This is a genomic window from Mesorhizobium sp. CNPSo 4684, from assembly GCF_057784315.1.
The window spans coordinates 22,309-47,541 of the sequence record NZ_JBWLUX010000015.1 but is presented as its reverse complement, the minus strand read 5'-3'; the positions used below and the strand labels follow the sequence as shown (position 1 = coordinate 47,541).

Genomic DNA, 25,233 nt, shown 5'->3' with positions numbered 1-25,233 from the left:
TGATGATAAAGTTGACGACATCGCTTCGTCTCTTGACCTCGACGCTGGCGATGTCGCTCGGCTTGATGCCGGCGTGGTCGCAGTCCGCGCCGGCGCCGCAACTCAGCCTCGAGCTCAATGCCGCCCAACCCTCCGACAAGGGTTGCCGGCTGACTTTCGTCGTCAACAATGCGCTCGGCGCCGATCTGTCCAAGGCGGCCTTCGAGATCGCGCTGTTCAACGAGGCCGGCGTCGTCGACCGTCTGAGCGTGCTCGACTTCAAGGATCTACCCGCCGGCAAGACCAAGGTGACCCGCTTCGACCTCGCCGGCACCAACTGCGCCAAACTCAGCCGCGTGCTGATCAACAGCGCCACCGAATGCGCCGGCACCGGTGTCGAGCCGGGCGCCTGCATGCGCGGGCTGAAAACGCAGACCAAGACTGGTATCGCTTTCGGCGTCTGAGGTGGGCCTGCATCCCGCCTTCTGGCAGGACAGCGCGGCTTGGCCCGTCTCCGGTCCGCCGTCATGGCCGGCAACCGATCTTGATTTGACAATCCCGCCTCGCTCGCGGCAGGTCTCGCCGCAAGATATGCAGGACATCAGCCCCCTCCCCGACGACGCCGGCAACGAACTGGCGATTGCGCCGCCCGCGCCGCTTGCGCGGCCGGCGGCCGATCGCAAATGGACGGTGGCGATCGTTGCCTCCTGCCTGCTGCACGCGGCGGCAGCAGCCGCTTTCCTGGTCGCACCCGCCGGAACGTTCGATACCGGAGATGCGATACAAGCCGAAGGCTCCCAACAATCCGGCGCCGATGTCGTCGGCACCGCTTTGAAAAACCTGCCGCCCGACGCGATCGATGTTGCCCTGGTAGCCGATCCGCAGCCGGCCAAGCCCGAGGCCGTTCAACCCGCGCCGTCAACCGAGGCGGCCAAACCCGTCAAGGAGCCGCCGGCACCCAAGCCTGCGTCGGAAGCCGCCAAACAGGCAATCGTCGCTCCAGATACACTGACGGCGGCGATCCCGAATGATCAAAGTGCCGCCCCAGTGGCTGAGAAGCCGACATCGCCAGCCGTTCAACCGCAAAGTTCAGAGGCGCCGCCCGCCGACGAGCCTCCTGTTGATTTGCCTGATGCCAAGGCCCCGGTCCCGAGCCCGAGGCCTAGCCCATCAGAATCGGTAGACGCTGGCGCGACAGATGGCGAGGAACGTGACGCGCTGGCGGCGGCCAGCAAGGGTAAAAAACAGGACGCAGCCGGCAATGCGATGGAATCCGGTTACAGCGTTGAAGTTCAAAACAAGCTTGCCCGCGCCAACCGCCGTGTTTCGAAAGAGATTCAGGAAAAGGCTCTCAACAATGCCAGGGTCGTTTTCGTCGTCATGGCCGATGGCAGCATCAGCGACCTGCAGCTTGCCGAAAGTTCAGGATCCGTAGAACTCGACCAATTCGCTTTGAAACTGGTACGCCAGCAGGCCCCGTTCCCGCCCATTCCACCCGAGACCGGCATGTCAAGCTGGGTGTTCAGGGCGCGGATCGGCCCGTTTTAAGCAGCTCGTAGACCTTCGCCAAATGTCGTCCGCCAATTCAAGAGGAAGCCAATGTACATCGCGATGAACCGCTTCAAGGTCCAGAATGGCTCGGAGACCGCCTTCGAGGATGTCTGGAAGAACCGCGATTCCAGCCTCTCGGAGATGAAAGGCTTCAGGGAATTCCACTTGCTGCGCGGCCCGGTCAACGAGACCGAGGGCTACACGCTGTTTGCCTCGCACACGGTGTGGGCAAGTCACGAGGATTTCGTCGCCTGGACCAAATCCGAGAATTTCCGCGCCGCCCACCGCAACGCCGGCACCTCGAAGGTGCACTATCTCGGCCATCCGCAGTTCGAAGGCTTCTCGGTCGTCGAAGGCGCCTGACGCGACTCGAGCGTGAGAACCTCAGGCGCTCTTGTCATTTATCGCATCGAGCCGCGGCCGCCCAGCCGCCGCAACCATCCGGCAATGTGCAGGCGCAGCCGTTGCAAAGGCTGTCCGCGGGACAGATAACGCACAAGGCGCGGATCGCGGGCGATTTCCCTGAATTGGCGCACATGCTGCTTCAGGAATGCGGGTATGAAATTGCGCCCGTTGACATCGCTGAGCCAAGTTGAATTCGCCAGCACATAGTCGACGACATCCGCAGCCAGGACGCTCCTGTAGGTTCTGAAGCCAGGCGTTTGCAGCACAGGACCACCGGCAAAGGCAGTGCTGGTAGATAGGTTGGACCCGTGCAGGCGATAGAGACCGAGGCATTCGGACAAGATGAGGCTGCCACCGGCCATATGCGCACATGTTGCCGTCAGGTAGTCGGTCCCCACTTTCGCCTTGAAAGGGAACGACAATACCGGCTCCAGCGCACCACGCCGGTACAGGATGGCCGAGCACGGCGACCACAGCCAGCCCGACACGTTCGGAGCAAAATAGGTTACGGGATGCTGCGATGCATAGGGGATCCCTGGCGCCATGCCGGAAAGCTGGCCGCCGGGGCCAATGGCGACGCCATTGCGTTCCGGCCCGGAACGCGGTTTGCACAACGCAAGGAAAGTACCGGCGAGCAAGGTGTCGTTGCCATCGACCAGAAAAACGTCGGAGCTGGACAGCGCGGCCGAATGCGTCGTGTTGAGATGGGCCGACAGATGCGCGAGGAGAAAGTCCGGCAGCCAGACGTCATCGGCATCGAGAAATGCGATGAAAGGCGCATCGGTCGCGGCAAAGCCATCGCGGAAGCCCGCGATCTGCCCGCCATTGTCCTGGCGCACCAGTTGGCGCAGGCGCGGATCGTCTATGATCTGGAGAAGCTGCCGGACATGCTCGGCCGAGCCGTCGGTCGAGGCATCGTCGACGATGACGCAGTCCCAATTCCGGTAGGTCTGCGCCAGCACAGAGCGTATGGCACGCTCGACATAAGACCGGTAATTATAGCAGGTGATGACCACGGCCACGCGCGGCAGCTCGAACGGTAGGGACGTGTCTTCCATCGGCTCGGCTGCGCCCGCTCGGGTTACTGTTCTCTATCAGCGCATATCCTTGCAACCAGTCACAGGCAAGCGAGCCGCGAAGAGTTCCCTACGCCGCGGCGAGCAGGCTGGCATTGCCGCCGGCAGCGGTGGTGTCGACGCAGACGGCGCGTTCATGCGCATAGGCCGCCGGGTTGAGCACTTCGCTGACCAGCGGCACGATCGGGCCGCTCCGGTTGGCGATGACCCTGCGCACGATGCGGGCTGCTTCCGGCTTGCCCGAGAAGGCGACAACGTCGACGCGCAGCGAACGCGCCTCGACCGGGTCGGGCCGGCCATCTATGGCTGCCAACGGCAGCCCCTTGCCGGTCAACGCGGAGAGGGCTGCCGGCGCGCCGGGCGCCACGGCCAGCACCGCGTTGCCGGCGGCAAGCGCCTGGATCGTCTGGGCAAGCAGCGTGTCGGCGTCCGGCCCGAGGCACAGCACCCGGCCGCGCGGCGACAGCGACAGCGTGTTGGCCTCGCCGGTCGGCCCGGGCAGGTCGACCTGGCCGAAATCGATTGCAGCGGCAGCGCCGATCGCCGCTGCGCCCTTGCCGCGCAGATGTTTTCTCAAAATGGCGATGCGGTCCGGCCGCGTCGACCAGCCGCCAAGCGTCGGATCAGGCAGGTTGTCAGCGAGCTCGGTCGCCGTCACCTTGTGGCCCTCCGCAATCTCGGTGCCGGCCTCCGGCCCCTTGCGGAACCGCCGGAGATAATGCGGACCGCCGGCCTTCGGCCCGGTGCCTGAAAGCCCCTCGCCGCCAAAGGGCTGCGAACCGACGACGGCGCCGATCTGGTTGCGGTTGACATAGATGTTGCCGGCATGGATGCCGTCGACGAAATGCTGGGCGCGGCCCTCGATGCGGGTGTGCAGGCCGAAGGTCAGGCCATAGCCCTTGCGGTTGATGGCGGCGATAACGGCGTCGATCCCGTCGGCGTCGAAGCTGGCGACATGCAGCACCGGGCCGAACACCTCGCGCTCCATCTCCTCGATGCCTTTGACCCGGACCACATGCGGCGCGACGAAGCGGCCATCTTTCGGTGCTTCGAGCTTGGCGATCAGCCGGCCCTGCAGGCCCATCGTGGTGCAATAGTCGCGGATCGAAGCCTGCGCCTCATCGTCGATGACCGGACCGACATCGGTCGAAATAGCCCAAGGATCGCCGATCGTGAGCGCCTCCATGGCGCCCTTCAGCATCTCCAGCATCTTCTTCTCGACGTCCTTCTGCACATAGAGCACGCGCAGCGCCGAGCAGCGCTGGCCGGCACTCTGGAAGGCAGACGCCAGGATGTCGCGCACCGCCTGTTCGGGGAGTGCCGTGGAATCGACGATCATGGCGTTGAGGCCGCCGGTCTCGGCGATCAGCATGGCATCAGGCGCTGCCGTCTCGGCCAACTGCTTTTCGATCAGCTTGGCGACCTCGGTCGAGCCGGTGAAGCAGACGCCGGCGATGCGCGGGTCCGCGGTCAGCGGTCCGCCGACCGACGGGCCATCGCCGGGCAGAAGCTGGATGACATCCTCCGGCACACCGGCCTCGCGCAACAGTTCGACGGCGCGGAAGGCGATCAGCGGCGTCTGTTCGGCCGGCTTGGCGATGACCGAATTGCCGGTGACGAGCGCGGCAGCGATCTGGCCGGTGAAGATGGCGAGCGGGAAATTCCAAGGCGAGATGCAGACGATGGCGCCGCGCGCCTCGGTGCCCGCTTCATTGTTCGCCGCTTCGGCAGCGTAGTAGCGCAGGAAGTCGACGGCTTCGCGCACTTCGGCGACGCCGTCGGCCAGCGACTTGCCGGCCTCGCGGGTGGCGAGCGCGAAGAACTCGACGGCATTGGCCTCATAGAGATCGGCGGCGCGGTTGAGGATCGCGACACGCTCGGCGACGGGCCGCTTCGCCCAGGCAGGCTGCGCCTCCACCGCAAAGCGCACGGCCGTCGCGACCTGCTTGCCGGCGGCTTCGCTGACCGTGCCGACGACCTCGTCGGGCTTCGCCGGATTGACCACCCGGCGCTGCTTGCCGTAGCCGGCCGCACGCGTGATCGGCTTGGCATGCCAGCGCTCGGGCCCGGCGAAGGCCGCCTTGGCCTTGTCGATCGCCGCCAGCGTCACCGGATCGGCGATGTCGAACCCCTTCGAATTGCGCCGCCCAGCGCCGAAGATTGTCGCCGGACGAGCGATCGCCGGATTGGCGGCGGGGCCCTGGCTCTCGACCGTCTCGAGCGGATCACGCGCAATATCCTCCGGCTCGACATCCTCGTCGGTCAGCTGATGGACGAAAGAGGAGTTGGCGCCGTTCTCCAGCAGGCGGCGCACCAGATAGGCGAGCAGATCGGAATGCGCGCCGACCGGCGCATAGATGCGGCAGCGCGTGCCTTCGGCCTGGCGCACCGTCTCATGCAGCGCCTCGCCCATGCCGTGCAGGCGCTGGAATTCGAAGGCGTCGCGATTGTCGGCCATCGACAGGATGGCGGCGACGGTATGCGCATTGTGGGTGGCGAATTGCGGATAGATGCGGTCGGTCATGCCAAGCAGTTTCTTGGCGCAGGCGATGTAGGAAACGTCAGTGTTGGCCTTGCGGGTGAAGACGGGGTAGCCGGAAAGCCCGAGCGTCTGGGCCCGCTTGATCTCGGTGTCCCAATAGGCGCCCTTGACCAGCCGCACCATGATGTTGCGGTCGTACTTTTTCGCCAGCGCATAGAGCCAGTCGATGGTGAAGGCCGCGCGTGGCCCATAGGCCTGGACGACGACGCCAAAGCCGTTCCAGCCGGCAAGCTCCGGCTCGGCCAGCACGCGCTCGATGACATCCAGCGACAGATCCAGCCGGTCAGCTTCCTCGGCGTCGATGTTGAGGCCCATGCGCGAATGGCGTGCGGCCAGCGCCAGCGACAGCAGCCGCTCAGCCATGACAGGCAGCATCTTTTCCTTCTGCGCCTCTTCATAGCGCGGATGCAGCGCCGACAGCTTGACCGAGATGCCGTGGTTCTGCCGGATATCGGGACCGTTCGAACCGGAATCGAGCGAGGAAATGGCGTCGGCATAGGCCTTGAGATAGCGCAGCGCGTCGGCCTCGGTGCGGGCCGCCTCGCCCAGCATATCGAAGGAATAGAGATAGCCTTTCTGGATCATCGGACGGCCGCGCTTGATCGCCTCGGCAATGGTGCGGCCGAGCACGAACTGCTCGCCCATTTCGCGCATGGCGGCGGCGACCGCCTTGCGGATGACCGGCTCGCCCAGCCTTCGCACCATCGAGCGCAGCGTCCCTTCGATGCCGCCTTCGCCCTCGTCGAGCACGCGGCCGGTCAGCATCAGCGCCCAGGTCGAGGCATTGACGAAGATCGAACTCGAACCGCCCGAATGCGCCGACCAGTCATGCGGCGCGATCTTGTCGGCGATGAGGTCGTCCATGGTCTCGGTGTCGGGCACGCGCAGCAGCGCCTCGGCCAGGCACATCAGCGCCACGCCTTCCTTGGTGGAGAGGCCGTAGGCCGAGAGAAAAACCTCCATCAGCCGCGGGTCGGACGAGCCGCGCACCGCCCGCACCAGATCGGCGGCACGAGCCGAGATCGCATCGCGGTCTTCGGTGGAAAGCCCGGTTGCTTCGGCAAGCCTCTTCACCGCCGCGTCTTCGTCGGGCAGGTAGTTGGCGCGGATCTGCTGGCGGATGGTGTCGAGCGGCATGGCGGTCCTGCGGAGCGAGCATCAGGGAACGGGCCGGCGGTCGCCGGACCGAATGGCGCAAGCTAGCACAGAGCCGTATTTTCAACCGGTCCAAAGAAATCGACATTGCAGGCCGAATGAACTATCATTGTGCTCATTTCCTCATAAATTGGACTGCAATATCAGTGACAGAAGACCAATTGGACCGCATCGATAAAAACATCCTGTCATCCCTGGCGCGCGACGGACGGCTGTCCATGTCGGAACTGGCCGGCAACGTCGGCCTATCGAAGACGCCGGTGCAGGCGCGGGTAAAGCGCTTGGAAAAGGACGGCTACATCAGAGGCTACCAGGCGATCATCGACCGCGAGCGCATGGGCGAAGGCCACGTCGCCTTCGTCCAGGTCAAACTGTCGGATACGCGCTCGGCCGCCCTCGACGCTTTCAACCGCGCGGTGCAGGCCGTGCCGGAAATCGAGCAGTGCCACATGATGGCGTCGAGCTTCGACTATCTGCTGAAGGTCCGCACCACCGACATCGCCGCCTACCGCCGCGTGCTCGGCGAGCGCATCTCGGCGCTCCCGCACGTCGCCCAGACCTCGACCTTCGTGGCAATGGAGACGGTGAAGGACCGCTGACTCACTCCGACAGCGTCTTCAAGAATGCCACCAGCGCAGCGCGTTCGCGGTCCGACAGCTGCAGCGGGTGCACCTCGGAGATGCCCTCGACAGCAGCGGGTGCCGCCGAATAATGCGCCACCACCTCCTCCAGCGAGGAGAACTGGCCGGCATGCATATAGGGCGGCCGCGTCGCCGCGCCCCGCAGCGACGGCGTCTTGTAGGCGCGCATCAGTTCGGGCGCGTCCTTGACCATGAAGCGCAGTTCGCCGCAGGCGCCGGCGTCACCATCGCGGAACGCGCCGAAGCAGTTGAACGGATCAGCTTCAACCTGCGCCACGGCATCGAAGCGGCCGCGATCCAGCGGCAAGTCCTTCACCGGTGGCACGCCGGTGTTGTGGAAACTGTTGTCGGTGAAGCGCGGCCCGTTATGGCAGGTCACGCAATTGGCCTTGCCGATGAACAATTTCAGCCCGAGCATTTCCTCCGGCGAAAAGGCATCGTCGGCTTTCGGCTTGGCGCCGGACGCCAGGTCGATGGCGAAACGGTCGAAGCGCGTCTGCGCCGGTTCGATCGACCGTTCGAAGGCGGCGATCGCCTTGCCGATATTGGCAAAGACGCGGTTGACATCGTCCATCTGGGCCGCAGTCATCGCCTTCCAGGCCGCCTGCTCGGCCTCGTTGCCGAGCGGACTGGCATTGGCCGGCACGGTGGAAAGGTCAGGCATCGGCCCAAAGATCCGCTCGTAGCGCTCGCCGAACCGCTTCTGGATGTAATGCGCGAAGGCGGCGCGGTTTCCCGCCTGCTCGAGCGGGTTTTCCAGCGGCGTCAGCGCCTGCGCCCACAGGCTGTCGCGCCGTCCGTCCCAGAAGAACCACGGATTGCGCGCCACCCCGGCCAGCGGCATCGAGCGCCTATTGGTGCGGCCGACGCCGACGGCCTGCGGCAGGTCGTCCTGGAATTGCCGGTCGATCTTGTGACAGGTCGAGCACGACACGTTGCCGTCATGGCTCATGCCCTGGTCGAAGAACAGAGTGGAGCCCAAAGCCGCTGCGGCCGGCACGTCAGCGAAGCGGTTGGTGGTGTCGGGCTTCAGCACCGGCAAGGCGTTCAGCGCCAGCGAAGCGATGGTCTTCTTCTCGGCATCGGAAAAATCCGGCTTGCCGCAGCCGGCAACCAGCAAAACCGCCACCAGTGCCAGAAGACGCGACAGGCGGCTCATCGGGTCACAGCACCACGTTGAAGACGACCGTGTCGGAACCGGCCGCGGCTGAAATGGCGAAGCGCAACTGCCACACGCCGCTCATGGTGAATTTCAACCCCTCGATGCGGTAGCGCCCCTCGCCCAGATAATCGGTCGCCTGCGGACTGGTCGGCAGGCCGTGATTGTGCTGCGGCATGCCGCCGGAGACCGAGATCGCCGCACCTTCCACGGGATCGCCTTTGACCGTCTTCAAGGTGAGCAGCCAGGATTGCAGCTCGCCTTGTTTGATAACGCCCCGCTCCGGCTGGAAACTTGCGACAAACAGGCCATTCGCCGTCTTCTTCGAGCGCGAAACATCCGGGCCCGGCGCCGACTGCGGCGCGGTCAGATAGACGATCGCCAGTATGCCAGCCAGCAAGGCGGCCAGACCAAGGCCCGCAAGAAGATAACGCCATATCGATGCCAAACCGGTTCCTCTTCCAAACATAACGTCCCGGGAAGCAATTCGCGTCCCGCCGCTTCTGTGGGAAAACGCTTCTGGCGCAAAAATCCGTCGCCGCCAAGCATGGCGCTGCCGGCCGCAAAAAGCTACAGGACCGAAACCAAACCCCGAGGGAGAATTATGGCAGCAGACGGCATCGCTTCGATCGGTGAATGCATGCTCGAACTGTCCGGCCAGACCGGGCCCAACTGGCGCATGGGCTTTGCCGGCGACACGTTCAACACGCTATGGGCACTGCATGCGCTGAGCGGCGAGAGGCCCGCCACTTACGTCTCTGCCTTCGGCGACGATCCGTTCTCGCAGGGTCAGATTTCCTTTTTCGCAGAAAACGGCATCGGCATCGGCGCCAGCCCGGTCATCCCGGGTGCCCGGCCCGGCCTTTACGCCATCACCTTGACCGGCGCCGAACGCGCCTTCACCTACTGGCGCGGCGACGCGGCGGCCAGGCGGCTTGCCTCGGACTCGGTCGCCCTGGCAAAAAGCCTTGAAAACCAGGCGCTTGTCTATTTCTCCGGAATCACTTTGGCAATTCTCGACGCCGCCGCGCGCAAGACGTTGCTGGCAGCGGTGACCAAGGCGCGCGCTGCCGGTTCGCTGGTCGCCTTCGACCCCAACTACCGGCCGCGCCTCTGGCAGAGTCGCAAAGAGGCGCAAGCTGCGATCCTCGATGCGCTTGCCGTCACCGACATCGCGCTGCCGACCTTCCCCGACGAGCAGATGCTGTTTGGCGACACCGCGCCGCAAGCGACCGCAGCGCGGTTTGGAAAACTGGTCGGCGAAGTTGTCGTCAAGAATGGCGAGGAGCCGGCATTGATCGCCACTGGCGGAACCCTGCAGCCGGTCCCGGCCCAGCATGTCGCCACCCCCGTCGACACCACCGGCGCCGGCGATTCCTTCAATGGCGGCTATCTCGCCGCCCGGCTTGCCGGCCATGCGCCAGCAGAGGCCGTGCAGCGCGCGCATCGCGTCGCCGCCGCTGTCGTGCAGGTGCGCGGTGCGCTGGCGCCGTTCGAAACGCTGAAAACCGCTTTCAACAGCTGAGGAAATCTCAGGGTAAGCGGAAACGATACTCCGTGACCTGATGATAGATTTGTCCCGGCCACAGCGTGGCCTGCGGGAAATAGGGCCGGTTCGGCGCGTCGGGCCAGGCCTGTGCCTCGAGGCAAAAGCCGGAAAACGCCTTGTAGCGCCGCCCGCCCAGGCCGCCCGAGGTCGGCGTGACATATTGGCCGGTGTAAAGCTGCAGGCCTGGCTCGGTGGTCCAGACCTCCATCTCGACGCCTGAATTGGCGCCTTGCGCCCACGCCACCTGGTGAAGCGGACCACGGCTGGACGCAAGGCAGAAATTGACGTCGTAGGGGAGCTGCTCGCCTTCCGTTTCCATGCGCAGCGGCCGCGCCTGGCGGAAGTCGAAAGGTGTGCCGTCGACAGGCTTGATCACGCCGGTCGGGATCATCTCGCCATCGACCGGCGTATAGGCGCCGGCATTCAGCATCAGCCGGTGGTCGAGAATGTCACTGCTGCCGCCATCGTCGAGATTGAAATAGGAATGCTGCGCCAGATTGCACAGCGTCGGCTCCTCGCAGGTGGCGGTCAGCTCCATGGAGAGCGTGCCGGGGATCTTCAGCCGGTAGGTGCAGGTGACGTCGAGCGCGCCGGGAAAGCCCATCGTGCCGTCGGGATCGTGCAGGGTCAGCGTGACAAAATCCCGGCCGTGCAGCGAAACCGTCCATGGCCGATGGAAAAAGCCCCGCGAACCGCCATGCAGCGTGTGCTTGCCCAGGAAATTGCGTTCGGTCTGGTAGCGCTGGCCGGCGATGGTGAAGCGGCCGTCGCGGATGCGGTTGGCATAACGGCCGACGACCGCGCCGAAGAAGGCCCGGTCGGTCTCATAAGGCTCGAAGCGGTCATAGCCCAGCACCAGCGGGGCGTCGTGACCGGCAAGCCGCAGATCCTGGATGATGGCGCCGAGCCCGATGATGTTGGCGCTGATGCCGCCGCCCCGGATGGTGAACCGGCGGACGGGTTCGCCCGCCTGCGTCGTGCCGAAGACCTCGCCGTCCTTCATCGCTATGCCCAAATGCTAATTCGTTGATCTGTCGACTTAGAGCAATTCCAGGAAAAGTGTGAAACGGTTTTCCGTCCGGAATTGCGAAAAACAATGAGATAGAGCGGTTCGGCGTTTCCGCTGAACCGCTCTAGGCCGGCTGAATGTCGTCTGGCAAGGGCAGGCGCATAGCCTGCCCCGCCTTTCTAAGCGTTAGAGGCCGAGGCCGCCAATGCAGACATACTTGGTGTCGAGATAATCCTCGATGCCCTGATGTCCGCCTTCCTTGCCGAGGCCCGATTCCTTGACACCGCCGAACGGCGCTTCCGGCGTGGTGATCAGGCCTTCATTGACGCCGACCATGCCGTATTTCAGACCTTCCATGACCCGGAAGGCGCGGCCGAGATCGCCGGTGTAGAAATAGGCGGCAAGGCCGAACTCTGTGTCGTTGGCGAGCGCGATGGCTTCTTCCTCGGTCTCGAATTTGAACACAGGGGCGATCGGGCCAAAGATCTCTTCCTTCATGAAGCGCATGTCAGGCTTCGCATTGGCGATGACAGTCGGCTGGAAGAACGAGCCGCCAAGCGCGTGGCGCTTGCCGCCGGCAACAACCTTGCCGCCCTTGGACGTGGCGTCGGCGATGAATTCCTCGACCTTCTCGACCGCCTTCACGTCGATCAGCGGTCCCTGCTGCACACCCTCTTCGAGGCCCGAGCCAACCTTCAGGCCATTGCTGGCTGCGACCAGCTTCTCGACAAACTTGTCGTAGATGCCGGCCTGCACGAGGAAGCGGTTGGTGCAAACGCAGGTCTGGCCGGAATTGCGGTACTTCGCGGTGATCGCACCGGCAACGGCACGGTCGAGATCGGCATCGTCGAAGACCAGGAACGGCGCGTTGCCGCCGAGTTCCATCGACACTTTCTTGACGGTGACCGACGACTTCTGGATCAGGATCTTGCCGACCTCGGTCGAGCCGGTGAAGGTGATCTTCGATATCAGCGGGTTGGCGCAGATCTCATCGCCGATTTCGGCAGCCGAGCCGGTCAGGATGTTGACGACGCCCTTGGGGAAGCCGACTTCCTCGGCAAGCGCGCCCCAGGCGAGACCCGAGTAAGGCGTCTGCGAGGCCGGCTTGACGACGGCGGTGCAGCCGGCGGCAAGTGCGGGGCCGAGCTTGCGGGCAAGCATCGAGGACGGGAAATTCCACGGCGTGATGGCGGCGATGACGCCGACCGGCTCCTTGGTCACCAGGATGCGGCGATCGCCCCACGGCGACGGCACGACGTCGCCGTAAGTGCGCCGGCCTTCCTCGGCGAACCACATGATGTAAGCGGCGGCCGAGCCGATCTCGCCCTTGGATTCGGCCAGCGACTTGCCCTGCTCGATGGTGAGCAGTTCGGCCAGCACGTCCTGATTATCCATCATCGCGTCATGCAGCTTGCGCAAGAGCTTCGAGCGTTCGAGCGCGGTGGTCTTGCGCCAGCTCTTGAAGGCTTCGGCGGCGGCTTCGATGGCGCGGCGGGTTTCCGCCTTGCCCGACTTCGGCACGGTGCCGATCTTGAGGCCGGTGGCCGGGTTGTTGACGTCGACCGTCTGGCCGCTGTCGGCCTGCACCCATTCGCCGTTGATGAGATTGGCCTGGCGCATGAAATGGCTGGTTTTCTGAAGCATGGTCTAGCCTCCGTTCGGCGCACTGACGGGCCGGTTTCTGGATCTCTTCGACGAGCGTGCGCAAAGGCTGCGGAGCCGGCACGCTGAAGCCACTGCTCTTAACCTAGGGCAAGCCCCGCAAGCAATCGCAAGATGGCATATAGGGGTTGGGCCAGAGCAAGACGAGAGCCGCAACAGGCAAATTGCCGTGTGGCCTAACCGAAGACGTGAACCACCACCGTCAGCCAGAAGGTCGTCGTGAGAACGGCACAGGCGGTGGCGATGGTCATCTGGTTCGACGCCAGCGCCTGGCCGGTGTTGAACTGCACGGCGATCAGGTAGGAATTGACGCCGGATGGCATCGCGGCCACCATCACCGCCACCTTGGCCGTCAAGGGCGGCAGGCCGAGCAGCCAGACGAAGACCAGCACCAGCGCCGGCATCAGGAATAGTTTCAGCGCCGAAAGCACCAGCGCCGGCCGGACATTGCCCGAAATGCCGAAGCGGCGCAGGCTGAGCCCCATGGCGAACAGCGCCACCGGCGCCGCCGTAGCGGCCAGCGCATCGACCAGGCGCATGGCGACATCCGGCAGCGGCGCACCGGTGATGCGCCATGCAAGCCCCGCCAGAATGCCGATGATCAACGGATTCATGAACAGCCGCCTGAGGAAGCTACGCACAACGCGCAAGGGATGCACGGGTTCGCCGCTCCCGCGGCCGAACACTTCGAACAGCACGATCGAGGCCATCAGCATGGTCGGCAGATGCACGGAGACCAGCAGAGACAGCACCTCGAAGCCATCCGCACCGAATATGCCGAGGATAAAGGGCACGCCGAGCAGCACGACATTGGAAAACGCCGACGACACGCCGCCAACGACACCGGCACGAGAATCCCTGCCGAAGACACGGGTGGTGACCAGATGGCCGGCGGCCCAGGTGATCGCGACGGCCGCGAAGTAAGCGCCCCATAGCGACCATGGCGCGACACCATGGAAGTCGGACTTCACCATCGTCTGGAACAGAAGCAACGGCATCGCCACGTTGACGGCGAATTCGGAGATGCCCTCGCCGCTCGCCGGCCGGAGATAGCCGGTCCACCCGGCGACATATCCGAGCGCGACAAGGCTGAAGACGAAGAGGACAGTTTCGGTGAGCGGCGACATTTCCCGAGGGATAAGCGAGCCATGCTCGCGGCGCAATCGCGCCCGAATTTGATCATCGTCGGCTGGCAGGCTTATAGAGGGTTTGGATCATTGGGCGGACGACACGACAAATGGCCTTTGTCGGCACCTCGAAAGGCAATCTTGTCCGGCGGCTGGCGGCTTTCGTCGCCGTGCTGCTTTGCCTTGCCGTATCGGTGGCTCAGGCGGCCGAGACCAAAAGCCTCAAGGGCGTGGCGTTGATCATCGGCCAATCGAGATACGACCATATCGCGGCCCTGGCCAATCCGGCCAACGATGCCCGCGACATGGCCAAGATGCTGACCGACCTCGGTTTCGACGCCCGCAACGTCACCGATCGTGATGCCGCCAAGCTGAAGCGCGACCTGGAGCGGTTTACCGAGGATGCCGAAGGCGCCGACGTCGCCTTCATCTACTATTCCGGCCATGGCATCGAGGCCGGCGGCGAGAACTTTCTGGTGCCGGTCGACGCCGACGTCTCCTCGCTGAAAAATGCCGGTGAGGCGCTGGTGCCGATTTCGGCCGTCATGGACGAGTTGAAGAAGACCGTGCCGGTGACGATCGTGCTGCTCGACGCCTGCCGCACCAATCCGTTTCCGGCCGATGCGGTCGTACGCCTGGCGCCGACGGCTTCCGCCGAGCCCATCGGCGCCGGCGGGCTGGAACCGGTGCGTGGCGCGAAGGCGCTCGGCAATGCAACGGCGGAGGATGCCAGCCTCGGCACGGTGGTCGGCTTTGCCGCGGAGCCGGGCCGCCCGGCGCTCGATGGCGCCGTAGGCCAAAACAGCCCCTATGCGGCGGCGCTTCTGCGTCACCTCACGGCGATGAAGGGTACGGAATTCGGCTCGGTCATGCGCATGGTGACCGAAGAGGTCTATCTCGACACCAAGGCAAAGCAGCGCCCCTGGGTCAGCGAGAGCCTGCGCCGTCTGCTCTATTTCGGCGTCGCGCCGCCGGAACCGACCGGCGATGATGGGCTGATCACTGGTGAGCGACGGCAATTGCTGCTGACCATCTCCGACCTGCCCGATCCCAAGCGGGCGCAGGTGGAACTGGCCTCGCTGCAGGACGGCGTGCCGCTCGATGCGCTCTACGGCGTGCTCAGGGCGCTCGGAACGGAAAAGATCCCGGAAGACCCGAACGACCTGCAGAAGGTCCTGGACGGCCAGGCCGAGCGCCTGAAGAAGATGATGGCCGAGCGCGCGGCGCTGCGCACCGACGATCCCGAGATCAGCCGCCTGGTCGCGTCCGCCGACAAAGCCATCAACCAGGGCGCCATGGTGACGGCGCGCAAATTCCTCGATGACGCGGTCGGCCGGGTTGAGCAAAACAGCGGTGCGGTTGACGAAGCCGAGGATCTGGTCAGGCAAAAGCGCATCGCCGACGCCGCCATCTATGCCAAACGCGCCGACGCCGCCGCACTGGTCTTCGACTACAAATCCGCCGCCAACGACTATGCCAAGGCGTTCTCGCTGGTCGAGAAATGGGACGACAAGCTGCGCTGGAACTACAAGAACCAGGAGGCCGAGGCGCTGAACGCTTATGGCTACGCCACGGGCGACCTCAATGCCCTGCAACAATCCATCGAGGCCTATCATGTCATCTTGAACTTCATCCCCGACGGTGAACTGAATCGCGATTGGGCAATCACTCGCAACAACATGGCAGTCGTGCTGCAAACCATCGGCGAACGCGAAACCGAGACCGCGCATCTGGAAGAAGCGGCGCAGATCTTTCGCGATTCGCTTGTCGTCTTCGAGCGCGAGAAAGATGATCGCAACTGGGCCGCTGCGCAGAACAACCTGGCCAATGTACTGCTGAAGATAGGGGAACGCGAAAGCGACCCCAAGCGCCTGAACGATGCGGTGGCAGCAATGCGCGCCACGCTGGAGAAGCGCCCGCGCGACAAGCTGCCCGTGGACTGGGCATCTTCGCAGAACAATCTTGGCCTCGCCCTCTATGCACTCTCCGAACGCGAACCCGTCGGCGAGCATCTGAAGCAGGCCGAAGCCGCTTACCGGCTGGCGCTCGAGGAGTACACACGCGCCAAAACGCCGGTGGAATGGGCGATGGTCGAGAACAATCTCGGCAACACGCTGGTCACACTTGGCATCCAGCTCAACGACAAGGCCAAGATCAATGAGGCGGCCGACGCTTTCCGCGCCGCGCTGGAAGTGCGGACCCGGGAAACCTTTCCGGTGTCCTGGGCCACCAGTCGTCTCAATCTCGGAAATGCGCTGAGCGGTGTTGCCCGCTTCGATATGGGCACGGCTACGCTTGAAGAAGCAGCTTCCGCCTATGATGACGCGCTGACTGTGTTCACCCGCCAGCGCTTCCCGATGGACTGGGCCTCGGCGCAGAACAATCTCGGCTCGATCTACCAGACGCTCGGCCAGCGCACGCGTGATGCGGCCAAGCTGGAACAGTCGGCGGCAGCCTTCCAGGCGGCACGGCAGGTCTATGTCAGGCGGAAGTTCCCGCAGGACTGGGCCATGAGTTACTACAATCTCGGCAACACGCTGCAGCTGCTGGGCGGCGTGACCGACAAGCCCGAACACTATAGCGATGCGGTCGACGCCTACGGCAATGCGTTGCGCGAGTACAAGCGCGAGACCAACCCGCGGCAATGGGCACTGGCCCAGGCCGGCCTGGGCTCGACGCTGCACTGGTTGAGCATGAGCAATGCCGATCCCAAGACCTTGCAGGATTCGATTGCGGCGCGGCGGGCAGCGCTCGAAATACTCACCATCGAGGCAGCACCGGTTGACTGGGCCAATGCTCAAAATGGCATCGGTATGAGCCTGCTCAATCTCGGCAATCTCCAGCGGACCGACAAATATCTCAACGACGCCGAAGCGGCGTTCACGGCGACGCTGAAGGTGTTTACGCGTGAAACCCAGCCACTGCAGTGGGCCTTCGAGCAGAACAATCTTGGTGACGTCCACTGGAACCGCGCCAGCTATGGGGCGGGCAAGCCGGAATATCTCAAGGCGATCGAATTCTTCGAGAACGCCAAGCAGGGCTTTACTGAAGCCGGCTACACGATCCCCATCCCGCTCACCGACCAGAAGATCGATCTGGCGAAGAAGCAGATGGCGAAAAAATGAAATTGCGGACGCCAATGCATGTCGCCCAAAAGTGACCCCGGTTTTGGGACAACGACATGCATAAGAACAAAATCCAGAGCGCGTCGCGTGAATCCGTTTCGGGCGCGACGCGCTTGGGTCCGCCTTTCGCTTGTCTTTGTGCCGGCTTTCCGATCCCTATATGCGAATAACCGGGGCCGACATCGGGCTCTCGGAAGGTATCAGATGATTCGATTTGTGGCGCTATTTCTGCTTGTTCTCCCGGCCGCGGCCCATGCGACAGATGCCGGCTGGGCGCTTTTGCGTGACGGCGGCCATGTCGTGCTGCTTCGCCACGCGCTGGTCACCGGCACCACCGACCCGGCCAATTTCGACATCGACAACTGCGCCACCCAGGTCAATCTGTCGGCGCGCGGCAAGCAGCAGGCAAGCAAGATCGGCGCCTTGTTCGGCGCCCGCGCCGCGCCCATCGAGCGGGTGCTGTCCAGCCGCTACTGCCGCTGCCTCGATACCGCCCGTATCGCCTTCGAAGCCGAGCCGGAGCTTTTTGCACCGCTCGATCTGCTGAAGAGCGATCCGACCGAGAAGGCCGCGCAGCTCGCAGCGGTCATAAAGGAGATCCGTGCCTATTCCGGCTCCGACAATCTGGTCATGGTCACCCATCTCGAAAACATCGTCGCGCTGACCGGCGTCTCGCCGCGCGAAGGCGAAGCGGTGGTGGTCGAGCCGCAAGGGGACGGCCTGCGCGTGCTCGGTCGCGTCACTTTCTGACAAGGCCGCCATCCCTCGCACTGTTGCCGAAATACCACCGCCGAAAGAAGCCGCAAATTCGCCGCTACAATGCCGCTTGCGACAACCCGTCGCAGGGTCTATAGGCGCGCTCCCGGTCACGAAAACCGAAGCGAGCACAACGGTTGGAGCTTTCGTCTCCGCCCGTGCAGGCGGCTTTGTCGCCCTGTATACGGCGCCGTTTCGGGGATTGGGATCGCGGATGTAGCTCAGGGGGAGAGCGCCGGATTTGGGTCCGGAGGTCGCAGGTTCGAGTCCTGCTGTCTGCACCACGGATAGCTCAGTTTGGGTAGAGCATCAGACGGTTAATCTGATTGTCGAAGGTTCGAGTCCTTCTCCATTGGCCTGATAAGCCAACACCTTTGGGTGGTGTTATCCAAAAACGGTCCGGGGACCGGAATGCTGAAGACCTCAAGGCGGCCGAAGCCCACGGGCCGAGGCCGTATCGAAGGGTCCGACGCCATCGGCTCGCGGCCAGGCTCGCGGTGACGATCAAGGCGCAGCGTCGCCGGCAAGGGAGGCCAAGGCCTCCGGCGCCCGCTTGGCTGCCCCGCGATCCGCTCCCGAAGGCCCGCCACGGATTGATGTCACCGGTCCCCGGATCATTCGTGCCGGGCTGGAAGTACGAGACGATTTGAAACGAGAAACGAAGGGAAGATCGACGCATGACGTGACGCCTCGCATGGGGCCATGCCCGACAGGAGTAAGACAATGACGACTATTCTCGACAAGGTTCTTGGACGCGAGCGCGTCCTCGTGAGGGAAAACGAACGTGCCCTCACCCTTTACAAGGGGGAGATCAAGGCTGTCCTGCTGCCGGGTGAGCATTCGCTCGCCAACCGGCGCGGCAACCTTGAGGTGTCGCGGCACGATCTGAAGAACCCGGAATTCGCTTCGGCGTACGAGAAGGCGTTGTTCGACAAGCTCCCGGATGTAGCCTCGCGTCATTTGACCGTGGTTCGCACCGGACGCACGGAGGTCGCCGTCATCGAGCGTGACGGCAATCTGCATGCTGCGCTGGCGCCGGATCGCAAGCTGGTGCTGTGGACGGATGCCGGCCCGTGGAAGGTGACGCTGGTCGACACCGCAGTCGATCTTGCCATCGATCCGGCGCTGATGCGCCGGCTCGGCCAAAGCAGGAAGACGGAATTGATGTCCGTCCATCCGGTCGTCGATGGCCAGGCCGGACTGCTGTTCGTCGACGGTGTGCTGGTGCGCACGTTGTCGGCGGGCGTGCATGCGTTCTGGAATGTCGGACGCATGGTGCAGGTGAAGGTCGTCGACCTCAAGCGCCAGTCGCTCGATGTCGCAGGGCAGGAAGTGCTGACCAAGGATCGGGTGACGATCCGGATCAACATTGCCGCCGAATACCAGGTCGTCGACCCGGTCAAGGCGGTGAGCATGGTGAAGGACTTCTCCGAAGCCCTCTACCGCGCCCTGCAGTACGCCTTCCGCAAGACGCTTGGCGCGCTGACGCTCGACCAGATCCTCGAAAAGAAGGTGACGGTCGACGAGGAGGCGGCGGCCAAGGTCCGTGCCGACATGGCCGCGATCGGCGTCGAGCTCAGCGATATCTCGCTCAAGGATGTGATCCTGCCGGGCGAGATGCGCGAAATCCTCAACCAGGTGGTTTCGGCCGAAAAGCAGGCCGAGGCCAACGTCATCCGCCGCCGCGAAGAGACGAACGCCACGCGTTCGCTCCTCAACACAGCCAGGGTGATGGCCGAGAACCCGGTGATGCTGCGGTTGAAGGAGCTTGAGGCTCTGGAAACCATCGCCGGCAAGGTCGAGCGGCTGACCGTCCACAACGGAACGGGCGGACTGCTCAACGACATCGTCAAGCTGCGCGAGAGCTGAGCTGACGTTACGTCAAATGGAAGGGCCGCCGGATCAGCCGGCGGCCCTTCTTGCGCTTCTTGAGACCCCTCCCCATCTGCGCCCGGCGCATCAGGCCTTTTCCTGCCGGGAAAAACCGATTAGACAGCGCCCAAACCAGATGCGGACAGATTCCGCCCGCAACCGAAGGAAGAGCCCTTGTCCACCACGTTCGACAAAGTCGCCAAGATCATTGCCGACACCAGCGAGATCGATATCGACACCATCACCCCCGAGAGCCACACGATCGACGATCTCGGCATCGACAGCCTCGATTTCCTCGACATCGTCTTCGCCATCGACAAGGAATTCGGCATCAAGGTGCCGCTGGAAAAGTGGACCCAGGAAGTCAATGACGGCAAGGCCTCGACCGACGATTACTTCGTCATGAAGAACCTGTGCGCCAAGATCGACGCGCTGGTCGCCGCCAAGAACGCCTGATATCGGGCAAGCGCGCGGCCTTGACGGGCTGCGCCGCCTGACCCACAAAGCCGCTCATGAGCAGCCCCCGCGACGTCGTCATCACTGGCATTGGCCTTGTCTCCTCGCTGGGAGAAGGCCCTGACGCCCACTGGCAGAAGCTGGCGCAGCCTGGCCTGCAGCCGGTGCTCGAACCCGCGCGCTTTGCACCCTATACCGTGCATCCGCTGCCCGAGATCGACTGGAACCTGCAGATCGCCAAGCGCGGCGACCAGCGGCAGATGGAAACCTGGCAGCGGCTCGGCACCTATGCCGCCGGCCTGGCGCTGGACGATGCCGGCATCAAGGGCAATGACGAGCTCTGCACGACCATGGACATGGTTGTCGCCGCCGGCGGCGGCGAGCGCGACGAGGCGGTCGATGCCGCCATCCTCGCCGCTTCGGAAAGCCGCAACGACCGCGACGTGCTGCTGAACGAGAAGCTGACCACCGAATTGCGGCCGACGCTCTTCCTGGCGCAGCTTTCCAATTTGCTCGCCGGCAACATCTCCATCGTCCACAAGGTGACCGGATCGTCGAGGACCTTCATGGGCGAGGAAGGTGCCGGTGTCGCCGCCGTCGAGACGGCTGCCGCGCGTATCCGCTCGGGACAGTCGACGCATATTCTGGTCGGCGGCGCCTTCCAGACCGAACATTCCGACATGCTGCTCGGCTATGAACTGGCCGGCTATCTGCATCGCGGCCCGTGGAAGCCGGTCTGGCAAAGACAGGGTGCCGAGGGTGGCGGCCTGGTCTCCGGCTCCGGCGGTGCCTTCCTGGTGCTGGAACAGCGCGAACACGCGACAAGCCGTGGCCGCAAGATCTATGCCGAGCTCGGACCGGTCGTCTCCGGCCGCGCCCGGCGCTCGCGCGGCGAACTCGACGCCGAGATCGCGGCGTTGCTCAAACAGGCAGCACTCCCGAACGGTAAGCTGCTTGCCATATCCGGCGCTTCCGGCGCGCATACGGCAACATCAGCCGAGAAGGCCGCGCTCGATGCCAATCCGGCGATATCGGCGCGCGGTTTCGCGACGCTGACCGGGCATATGAAGGAAGCGCAGTTTCCGTTCGCTGTGGCGCTCGCCGCACTGGCTGTCGACCGCAAGGCCGCCTACCCCGTTTTCGACGCCGCGACCGAGAAGCCGTTCGAAGGCACTCCGCAAGCTGTGCTTGCAACGGCGATCGGCTATCACCAATTCGAGGGCATGGCGATGGTCAACGCCGCCTGAGGCGGCGCTGCGCGACCATGCTGCAAAGTTAAGAGGTTCCGGATGGCCAATCTCAGAGATCACATGGGCAGGCCGATCGTCGCCGTCACCGGCATCGGCGTGGTGACCTCGCTCGGCGTCGGCAAGGCAGACAATTGGGCGGCGCTGACCTCCGGCAAATCGGGCATCCACCCCATCACTCGCTTTCCCGTCGACCACCTCAACACCCGCATCTCCGGCATGGTCGACTTCCTCGACTCAAGCTCTAAGGGCGCCAGCCTGCTGACTTACGAGCTGGCCGAAACCGCAGCAAATGAGGCCGTGGCCGAATCCGGCCTCGATTCCTCTGATTTCGGCGGGCCGCTCTTCCTTGCCTCACCGCCGGTCGAGCTCGACTGGCATGATCGATTCTCGCTCTACAATTCCGACAACAAGGACGCCGGCGCCGAGAGGCTGCTCAGGGTGGCGCGCGGCCTGAAGGAATTGGACATATTCGAAACAACACAGTTCGGCTCCATCGCCGACCGGCTGGCCGACCGGTTTGGCACGCGCGGCCTGCCGATCACGCTGTCGACCGCCTGCGCATCGGGCGCTACCGCCATCCAGCTCGGGGTCGAGGCAATCCGCCGCGGCGAATGCGACCTGGCGCTGTCGATCGGCGCCGACGGCTCTGCAACCGCCGAGGCGCTGATCCGTTTCTCGCTGCTGTCGGCGCTGTCGACCCACAACGATATCCCGGAAAAGGCCTCAAAACCCTTCTCCAAGGACCGCGACGGCTTTGTGCTGGCCGAAGGCTCCGGCGCGCTGGTGCTGGAATCGCTTGAGGCTGCCCTTGCCCGTGGCGCCAGCGTCCTCGGCATCCTGCGTGGCTGCGGCGAAAAGGCCGACGATTTCCACCGCACCCGCTCCAAGCCCGACGGTTCGCCGGCGATTGCGGCGGTACGCGCCGCTCTGGCCGACGCCGGTTTGAGCGAGGACGAGATCGACTATGTCAACGCCCACGGCACCTCCACGCCGGAAAACGACAAGATGGAGCATCTGTCGCTGTCGACCGTGTTCGGCGAGCGGATCGGCTCGATGCCGATCTCGTCGAACAAGTCGATGATCGGTCACACGCTGTCGGCCGCGGGCGCCGTCGAAGCGGCGTTTTCGCTGATGACCATGCGCGAAAGCGTTATTCCGCCGACCATTAATTACGACAATCCCGACCCGGCGATCGTGCTCGACGTGGTGCCGAACAAGAAGCGCAATGCCGAAGTCGGCACGGTTTTGTCGAACTCCTTCGGCTTTGGCGGCCAGAACACCTGCCTTGTCATGGCGCGGGAACCGGTCTAAGCGAGCGCTTTCCGCTCAAACAGAACCGACAGGCCTTATGCGCGCACTGCAACTTATCGAGGACCGCCGTCTTGAAACGGTGGACCTGCCGCCCCCGCCGCCGCCCGCACTAGGTGAGGTCACGCTGCGCATCAAGGCGGTGGCGCTGAACCACATCGACGTCTGGGGCTGGCGTGGCATGGCCTTTGCCAAGCGCAAGCTGCCGCTGGTCGTCGGCGCCGAAGCCTCCGGCGAAGTCGACGCCGTCGGTCCCGGCGTTTCCAGCCTGCTGCCCGGGCAATTGGTGTCGATCTATGGCGCCCGCACCTGCGGCCTCTGCAGTGCCTGTCGCGAAGGCCGCGACAATCTCTGCGAACATGTATCGGGCGTGCACGGCTTCCATCTCGACGGCTTCGCGCAGGAGAAGATCAACCTGCCGGCGCGCCTGCTGGTCCCTGCCCCGCCCGGCGTGACCGATGTCGGCGCCGCCGTCGCGCCCGTCACCTTCGGCACGGTCGAGCACATGCTGTTCGACAATGCGAAGCTGCAACCGGGCGAAACCATCCTGATCCATGCCGGCGGCTCCGGCATCGGCTCGGCGGCGATCCAGCTGGCCAAGCGCATGGGTTGCACCATCATCACCACGGTCGGCTCGAACGACAAGATCGACAAGGCCAAGGCACTCGGCGCCGACCATGTCATCAACTACCGTGACGACCGTTTCGAAGGCGTCGTGCGCAAGCTGACCAAGAAGAAGGGCGTCGACGTCGTCTTCGAACATGTAGGCGCCGACACTTTTGCCGCCTCGATGCTGTGCCTCAAGCGCGGCGGCCGCCTGGTCACGTGCGGTTCGACCTCGGGCGTGTCGACACAGATCAATCTGATGCAGCTCTTCCAGCAGCAGCTGAAGTTGCTGGGCTCCTTCGGTTGCCGCATGGAGAACATGGCCAACGCCATGCAGAAGATGGCGGCCGGTCAGGTCGCCCCGGTCATCGACACCGAAGTCGACTTCGATGGGATCGACGCCGCGCTGAAGCGCATGGAAGGCCGCGACGTGTTCGGCAAGATCATCCTGCGCGTCTCCTAGGACAATGGTCGGCAAGGTGTTCAAAAAAGCCCGTCGGGACTTCATGTTCCGCTATGGCCGAAGACTGCGCCAGATGGAGCACTGGCTGGTGGCACGTGCGGCGATGACGATCATCTCGCTGCTGCGTCTGCTGCCGGCCGACAGCGCGCTCAATTTCGCTGACCGCGCCGCCCGCCGCATCGGCCCGCGGGTCGGACGCCACCGCGTCGCCATCAACAATCTGCGTCTCGCCTACCCCGACAAGAGCGACGCCGAGATCGAGGCCATCGCTTCCGACATGTGGGGCAACATGGCCCGCCTCGCCACTGAATACATCTTCCTCGATGCGCTGTTCGACTATGACCCGAACGCGACGACGCCCGGGCGCGTCGAAGTCGGTGGCGTCGATCACTTCAAGCACATCGCCACCGAGCAGAAGCCGCACATCCTGTTCACCGGCCATCTCGGCAATTTCGAGCTTTTGCCGGTGGCGGCCGCGACCTTCGGCATGCAGATCACGGCGCTGTTTCGCCCGCCCAACAACCCGTACCTCGCTGACTACATCCACTCGACCCGCCGTTCGAGCATGGGCGCTCTATTGCCCTCCTCCACCGGCGCCTCCTTCGCGCTGGCGTCCATTCTCGAGAGTGGCGGCAATATCGGCGTTCTGGTCGACCAGAAATTCTCCAGCGGACTGGAGACGACCTTCTTCGGCCGCCCGTGCCAGAGCAATCCGGTTCTGGGCATGCTCGCCCGCCACTATGATTGCGATGTCTATCCGGCGCGCTGCATCCGGTTGCCCGGCAACCGCTTCCGCCTCGAGATCGAAGACAAGCTCACTCTACCGCGCAATGAGAGCGGCAGCGTCGACGTACCAGCCACCACCCAACTGCTCGCCGACGTCGTCGAGCGCTGGGTTCGCGAGGACCCGGGACAGTGGATGTGGTTCCACAAGAGGTGGGAAATCTCAGGCCGGCGTCGCCGCCGGCGTGGGCAGTCCAAGGACGCTGCCGGCCAGCGGCAGCGGCAATCTTAGGTCGTCAGTTCGTCACCACGATCCGGGTGTTGCCGAAGCCGACTTCCCGCACCATCGAATAGAAGGTCGCGGCATTTGCCGTGTGCAGCCGCACGCAGCCATGCGAGGCCGGACGCCCAAGCTGCCTCACCGCATTGGTGCCGTGGATGGCGTAGCCGCCATGGAAGAACACCGAATAAGGCATTGGCGACATGTGGTATTTCTTCGAATACCACATCCGCGCCGTCCGTTGCGGCCGATAGGTGCCCGGCGGCGTGAAATAGCCGCGCCGCGCGGTCGACACGCTCCAGCGATATAGCACCTGGCCGTATTGGCTGACGGTCATGGTCTGCGATGAGACGTCGATGCTGGCCACCAGCGAAGCAGCCCTGCTTTCGATGGACGTGCCAAACAGCATCGCAGCAAAAGCTGCCGCCATGAGAACGATTTTAGTCATGAGATCAAACCCCTTTGATGCCCCTTGCCTGCTCTGTCATCACGCGGTTTTTCATCTTTTTAACGACAGGTGAGTGATCTAACACACACTC

At 64.1% G+C, this 25,233-nt stretch carries 21 protein-coding genes and 2 tRNA genes; 15 read left to right on the top strand and 8 right to left on the bottom strand.

Features of this window, described 5'->3' with window-relative positions; genetic code table 11:
* Positions 1 to 2 precede the first annotated feature (2 nt).
* Genes AC04SG_RS15780 through hmuQ form a run of 3 tightly spaced genes read left to right on the top strand, consistent with a single transcriptional unit; the run spans position 3 to position 1,893 of the window.
* Entirely contained in the window at positions 3 to 443 is a 441-nt protein-coding gene (locus AC04SG_RS15780; RefSeq protein WP_488551800.1) for a hypothetical protein, read from the top strand.
* Between the two features lies 1 nt (position 444).
* Positions 445 to 1,527, top strand: a complete 1,083-nt coding sequence (locus AC04SG_RS15775) for an energy transducer TonB family protein (RefSeq protein ID WP_488551799.1) — start codon at positions 445 to 447, stop codon at positions 1,525 to 1,527.
* Between the two features lie 51 nt (positions 1,528 to 1,578).
* On the top strand, positions 1,579 to 1,893 hold the full coding sequence (hmuQ, locus tag AC04SG_RS15770) for a heme-degrading protein HmuQ (RefSeq protein ID WP_112565354.1): 315 nt from the start codon (positions 1,579 to 1,581) through the stop codon (positions 1,891 to 1,893).
* 38 nt (positions 1,894 to 1,931) lie between these two features.
* On the opposite strand, the gene AC04SG_RS15765 is transcribed toward hmuQ, so the two are convergent.
* Both AC04SG_RS15765 and putA read right to left on the bottom strand, forming a co-directional pair.
* The gene (locus AC04SG_RS15765; RefSeq protein ID WP_488551798.1) at positions 1,932 to 2,993 is read right to left on the bottom strand and encodes a glycosyltransferase; all 1,062 of its coding nucleotides are present in this window, start codon (positions 2,991 to 2,993) and stop codon (positions 1,932 to 1,934) included.
* 88 nt (positions 2,994 to 3,081) lie between these two features.
* Positions 3,082 to 6,690, bottom strand: coding sequence for a bifunctional proline dehydrogenase/L-glutamate gamma-semialdehyde dehydrogenase PutA (putA, locus tag AC04SG_RS15760; protein ID WP_488551797.1), 3,609 nt, complete (start codon positions 6,688 to 6,690; stop codon positions 3,082 to 3,084).
* A gap of 164 nt (positions 6,691 to 6,854) precedes the next feature.
* Between putA and AC04SG_RS15755 the strand changes: the two genes are divergently transcribed.
* The gene (locus tag AC04SG_RS15755; RefSeq protein WP_488551796.1) at positions 6,855 to 7,307 is read left to right on the top strand and encodes an Lrp/AsnC family transcriptional regulator; all 453 of its coding nucleotides are present in this window, start codon (positions 6,855 to 6,857) and stop codon (positions 7,305 to 7,307) included.
* Between the two features lies 1 nt (position 7,308).
* Here the strand turns inward: AC04SG_RS15755 and AC04SG_RS15750 are convergent, their stop codons facing one another.
* Both AC04SG_RS15750 and AC04SG_RS15745 read right to left on the bottom strand, forming a co-directional pair.
* The gene (locus AC04SG_RS15750) at positions 7,309 to 8,508 is read right to left on the bottom strand and encodes a cytochrome-c peroxidase (RefSeq protein ID WP_488551795.1); all 1,200 of its coding nucleotides are present in this window, start codon (positions 8,506 to 8,508) and stop codon (positions 7,309 to 7,311) included.
* 4 nt (positions 8,509 to 8,512) lie between these two features.
* Positions 8,513 to 8,956: a FixH family protein gene (locus AC04SG_RS15745; RefSeq protein ID WP_477341982.1), complete on the bottom strand. Its 444-nt coding sequence runs from the start codon at positions 8,954 to 8,956 to the stop codon at positions 8,513 to 8,515.
* 156 nt (positions 8,957 to 9,112) lie between these two features.
* Here AC04SG_RS15745 and AC04SG_RS15740 point away from each other — a divergent pair, with 156 nt between their 5' ends.
* Positions 9,113 to 10,033 (top strand): sugar kinase, encoded by a 921-nt coding sequence (locus AC04SG_RS15740; RefSeq protein WP_488551794.1) that lies wholly within the window; start codon positions 9,113 to 9,115, stop codon positions 10,031 to 10,033.
* A 7-nt stretch (positions 10,034 to 10,040) separates the two neighbouring features.
* On the opposite strand, the gene AC04SG_RS15735 is transcribed toward AC04SG_RS15740, so the two are convergent.
* From AC04SG_RS15735 to AC04SG_RS15725, 3 genes are all read right to left on the bottom strand, one after another.
* Complete coding sequence (locus AC04SG_RS15735; RefSeq protein ID WP_488551929.1) at positions 10,041 to 11,066, bottom strand: aldose epimerase family protein; 1,026 nt, start codon at positions 11,064 to 11,066, stop codon at positions 10,041 to 10,043.
* 186 nt (positions 11,067 to 11,252) lie between these two features.
* Complete coding sequence (locus AC04SG_RS15730; protein WP_112565342.1) at positions 11,253 to 12,710, bottom strand: NAD-dependent succinate-semialdehyde dehydrogenase; 1,458 nt, start codon at positions 12,708 to 12,710, stop codon at positions 11,253 to 11,255.
* Positions 12,711 to 12,904: 194 nt separating this feature from the next.
* Positions 12,905 to 13,855: an AEC family transporter gene (locus AC04SG_RS15725; RefSeq protein WP_488551793.1), complete on the bottom strand. Its 951-nt coding sequence runs from the start codon at positions 13,853 to 13,855 to the stop codon at positions 12,905 to 12,907.
* Between the two features lie 110 nt (positions 13,856 to 13,965).
* On the opposite strand from AC04SG_RS15725, the gene AC04SG_RS15720 reads away from it, so the two are divergent.
* From AC04SG_RS15720 to AC04SG_RS15675, 10 genes are all read left to right on the top strand, one after another.
* Positions 13,966 to 16,980, top strand: coding sequence for a caspase family protein (locus tag AC04SG_RS15720; RefSeq protein ID WP_488551792.1), 3,015 nt, complete (start codon positions 13,966 to 13,968; stop codon positions 16,978 to 16,980).
* 204 nt (positions 16,981 to 17,184) lie between these two features.
* The gene (locus tag AC04SG_RS15715; RefSeq protein WP_192257444.1) at positions 17,185 to 17,730 is read left to right on the top strand and encodes a histidine phosphatase family protein; all 546 of its coding nucleotides are present in this window, start codon (positions 17,185 to 17,187) and stop codon (positions 17,728 to 17,730) included.
* A gap of 216 nt (positions 17,731 to 17,946) precedes the next feature.
* Positions 17,947 to 18,020: transfer RNA gene (locus tag AC04SG_RS15710), tRNA-OTHER, on the top strand.
* Between the two features lie 2 nt (positions 18,021 to 18,022).
* A tRNA-Asn gene (locus tag AC04SG_RS15705) sits at positions 18,023 to 18,092 on the top strand.
* A gap of 367 nt (positions 18,093 to 18,459) precedes the next feature.
* The gene (locus AC04SG_RS15700; protein WP_488551791.1) at positions 18,460 to 19,605 is read left to right on the top strand and encodes a slipin family protein; all 1,146 of its coding nucleotides are present in this window, start codon (positions 18,460 to 18,462) and stop codon (positions 19,603 to 19,605) included.
* 177 nt (positions 19,606 to 19,782) lie between these two features.
* Positions 19,783 to 20,064, top strand: coding sequence for an acyl carrier protein (locus tag AC04SG_RS15695; protein ID WP_006335407.1), 282 nt, complete (start codon positions 19,783 to 19,785; stop codon positions 20,062 to 20,064).
* A gap of 56 nt (positions 20,065 to 20,120) precedes the next feature.
* The gene (locus AC04SG_RS15690) at positions 20,121 to 21,311 is read left to right on the top strand and encodes a beta-ketoacyl-ACP synthase (protein ID WP_488551790.1); all 1,191 of its coding nucleotides are present in this window, start codon (positions 20,121 to 20,123) and stop codon (positions 21,309 to 21,311) included.
* Between the two features lie 42 nt (positions 21,312 to 21,353).
* Complete coding sequence (locus AC04SG_RS15685; protein WP_488551789.1) at positions 21,354 to 22,625, top strand: beta-ketoacyl-ACP synthase; 1,272 nt, start codon at positions 21,354 to 21,356, stop codon at positions 22,623 to 22,625.
* Between the two features lie 37 nt (positions 22,626 to 22,662).
* Positions 22,663 to 23,691, top strand: a complete 1,029-nt coding sequence (locus AC04SG_RS15680) for a zinc-binding dehydrogenase (RefSeq protein WP_488551788.1) — start codon at positions 22,663 to 22,665, stop codon at positions 23,689 to 23,691.
* A gap of 4 nt (positions 23,692 to 23,695) precedes the next feature.
* Positions 23,696 to 24,706: a lipid A biosynthesis lauroyl acyltransferase gene (locus AC04SG_RS15675; protein WP_488551787.1), complete on the top strand. Its 1,011-nt coding sequence runs from the start codon at positions 23,696 to 23,698 to the stop codon at positions 24,704 to 24,706.
* A 4-nt stretch (positions 24,707 to 24,710) separates the two neighbouring features.
* On the opposite strand, the gene AC04SG_RS15670 is transcribed toward AC04SG_RS15675, so the two are convergent.
* Positions 24,711 to 25,142, bottom strand: a complete 432-nt coding sequence (locus AC04SG_RS15670) for a L,D-transpeptidase (RefSeq protein ID WP_181056001.1) — start codon at positions 25,140 to 25,142, stop codon at positions 24,711 to 24,713.
* Positions 25,143 to 25,233 lie beyond the last annotated feature (91 nt).

Coding starts and splice junctions, on each gene's coding strand:
- AC04SG_RS15780 (WP_488551800.1), top strand. CDS start 3: ATGATAAAGTTGACGACATCGCTTCGTCTCTTGACCTCGACGCTGGCG.
- hmuQ (WP_112565354.1), top strand. CDS start 1,579: ATGTACATCGCGATGAACCGCTTCAAGGTCCAGAATGGCTCGGAGACC.
- AC04SG_RS15765 (WP_488551798.1), bottom strand. CDS start 2,993: ATGGAAGACACGTCCCTACCGTTCGAGCTGCCGCGCGTGGCCGTGGTC.
- putA (WP_488551797.1), bottom strand. CDS start 6,690: ATGCCGCTCGACACCATCCGCCAGCAGATCCGCGCCAACTACCTGCCC.
- AC04SG_RS15750 (WP_488551795.1), bottom strand. CDS start 8,508: ATGAGCCGCCTGTCGCGTCTTCTGGCACTGGTGGCGGTTTTGCTGGTT.
- AC04SG_RS15740 (WP_488551794.1), top strand. CDS start 9,113: ATGGCAGCAGACGGCATCGCTTCGATCGGTGAATGCATGCTCGAACTG.
- AC04SG_RS15730 (WP_112565342.1), bottom strand. CDS start 12,710: ATGCTTCAGAAAACCAGCCATTTCATGCGCCAGGCCAATCTCATCAAC.
- AC04SG_RS15725 (WP_488551793.1), bottom strand. CDS start 13,855: ATGTCGCCGCTCACCGAAACTGTCCTCTTCGTCTTCAGCCTTGTCGCG.
- AC04SG_RS15720 (WP_488551792.1), top strand. CDS start 13,966: ATGGCCTTTGTCGGCACCTCGAAAGGCAATCTTGTCCGGCGGCTGGCG.
- AC04SG_RS15715 (WP_192257444.1), top strand. CDS start 17,185: ATGATTCGATTTGTGGCGCTATTTCTGCTTGTTCTCCCGGCCGCGGCC.
- AC04SG_RS15700 (WP_488551791.1), top strand. CDS start 18,460: ATGACGACTATTCTCGACAAGGTTCTTGGACGCGAGCGCGTCCTCGTG.
- AC04SG_RS15690 (WP_488551790.1), top strand. CDS start 20,121: ATGAGCAGCCCCCGCGACGTCGTCATCACTGGCATTGGCCTTGTCTCC.
- AC04SG_RS15685 (WP_488551789.1), top strand. CDS start 21,354: ATGGCCAATCTCAGAGATCACATGGGCAGGCCGATCGTCGCCGTCACC.
- AC04SG_RS15680 (WP_488551788.1), top strand. CDS start 22,663: ATGCGCGCACTGCAACTTATCGAGGACCGCCGTCTTGAAACGGTGGAC.
- AC04SG_RS15675 (WP_488551787.1), top strand. CDS start 23,696: ATGGTCGGCAAGGTGTTCAAAAAAGCCCGTCGGGACTTCATGTTCCGC.
- AC04SG_RS15670 (WP_181056001.1), bottom strand. CDS start 25,142: ATGACTAAAATCGTTCTCATGGCGGCAGCTTTTGCTGCGATGCTGTTT.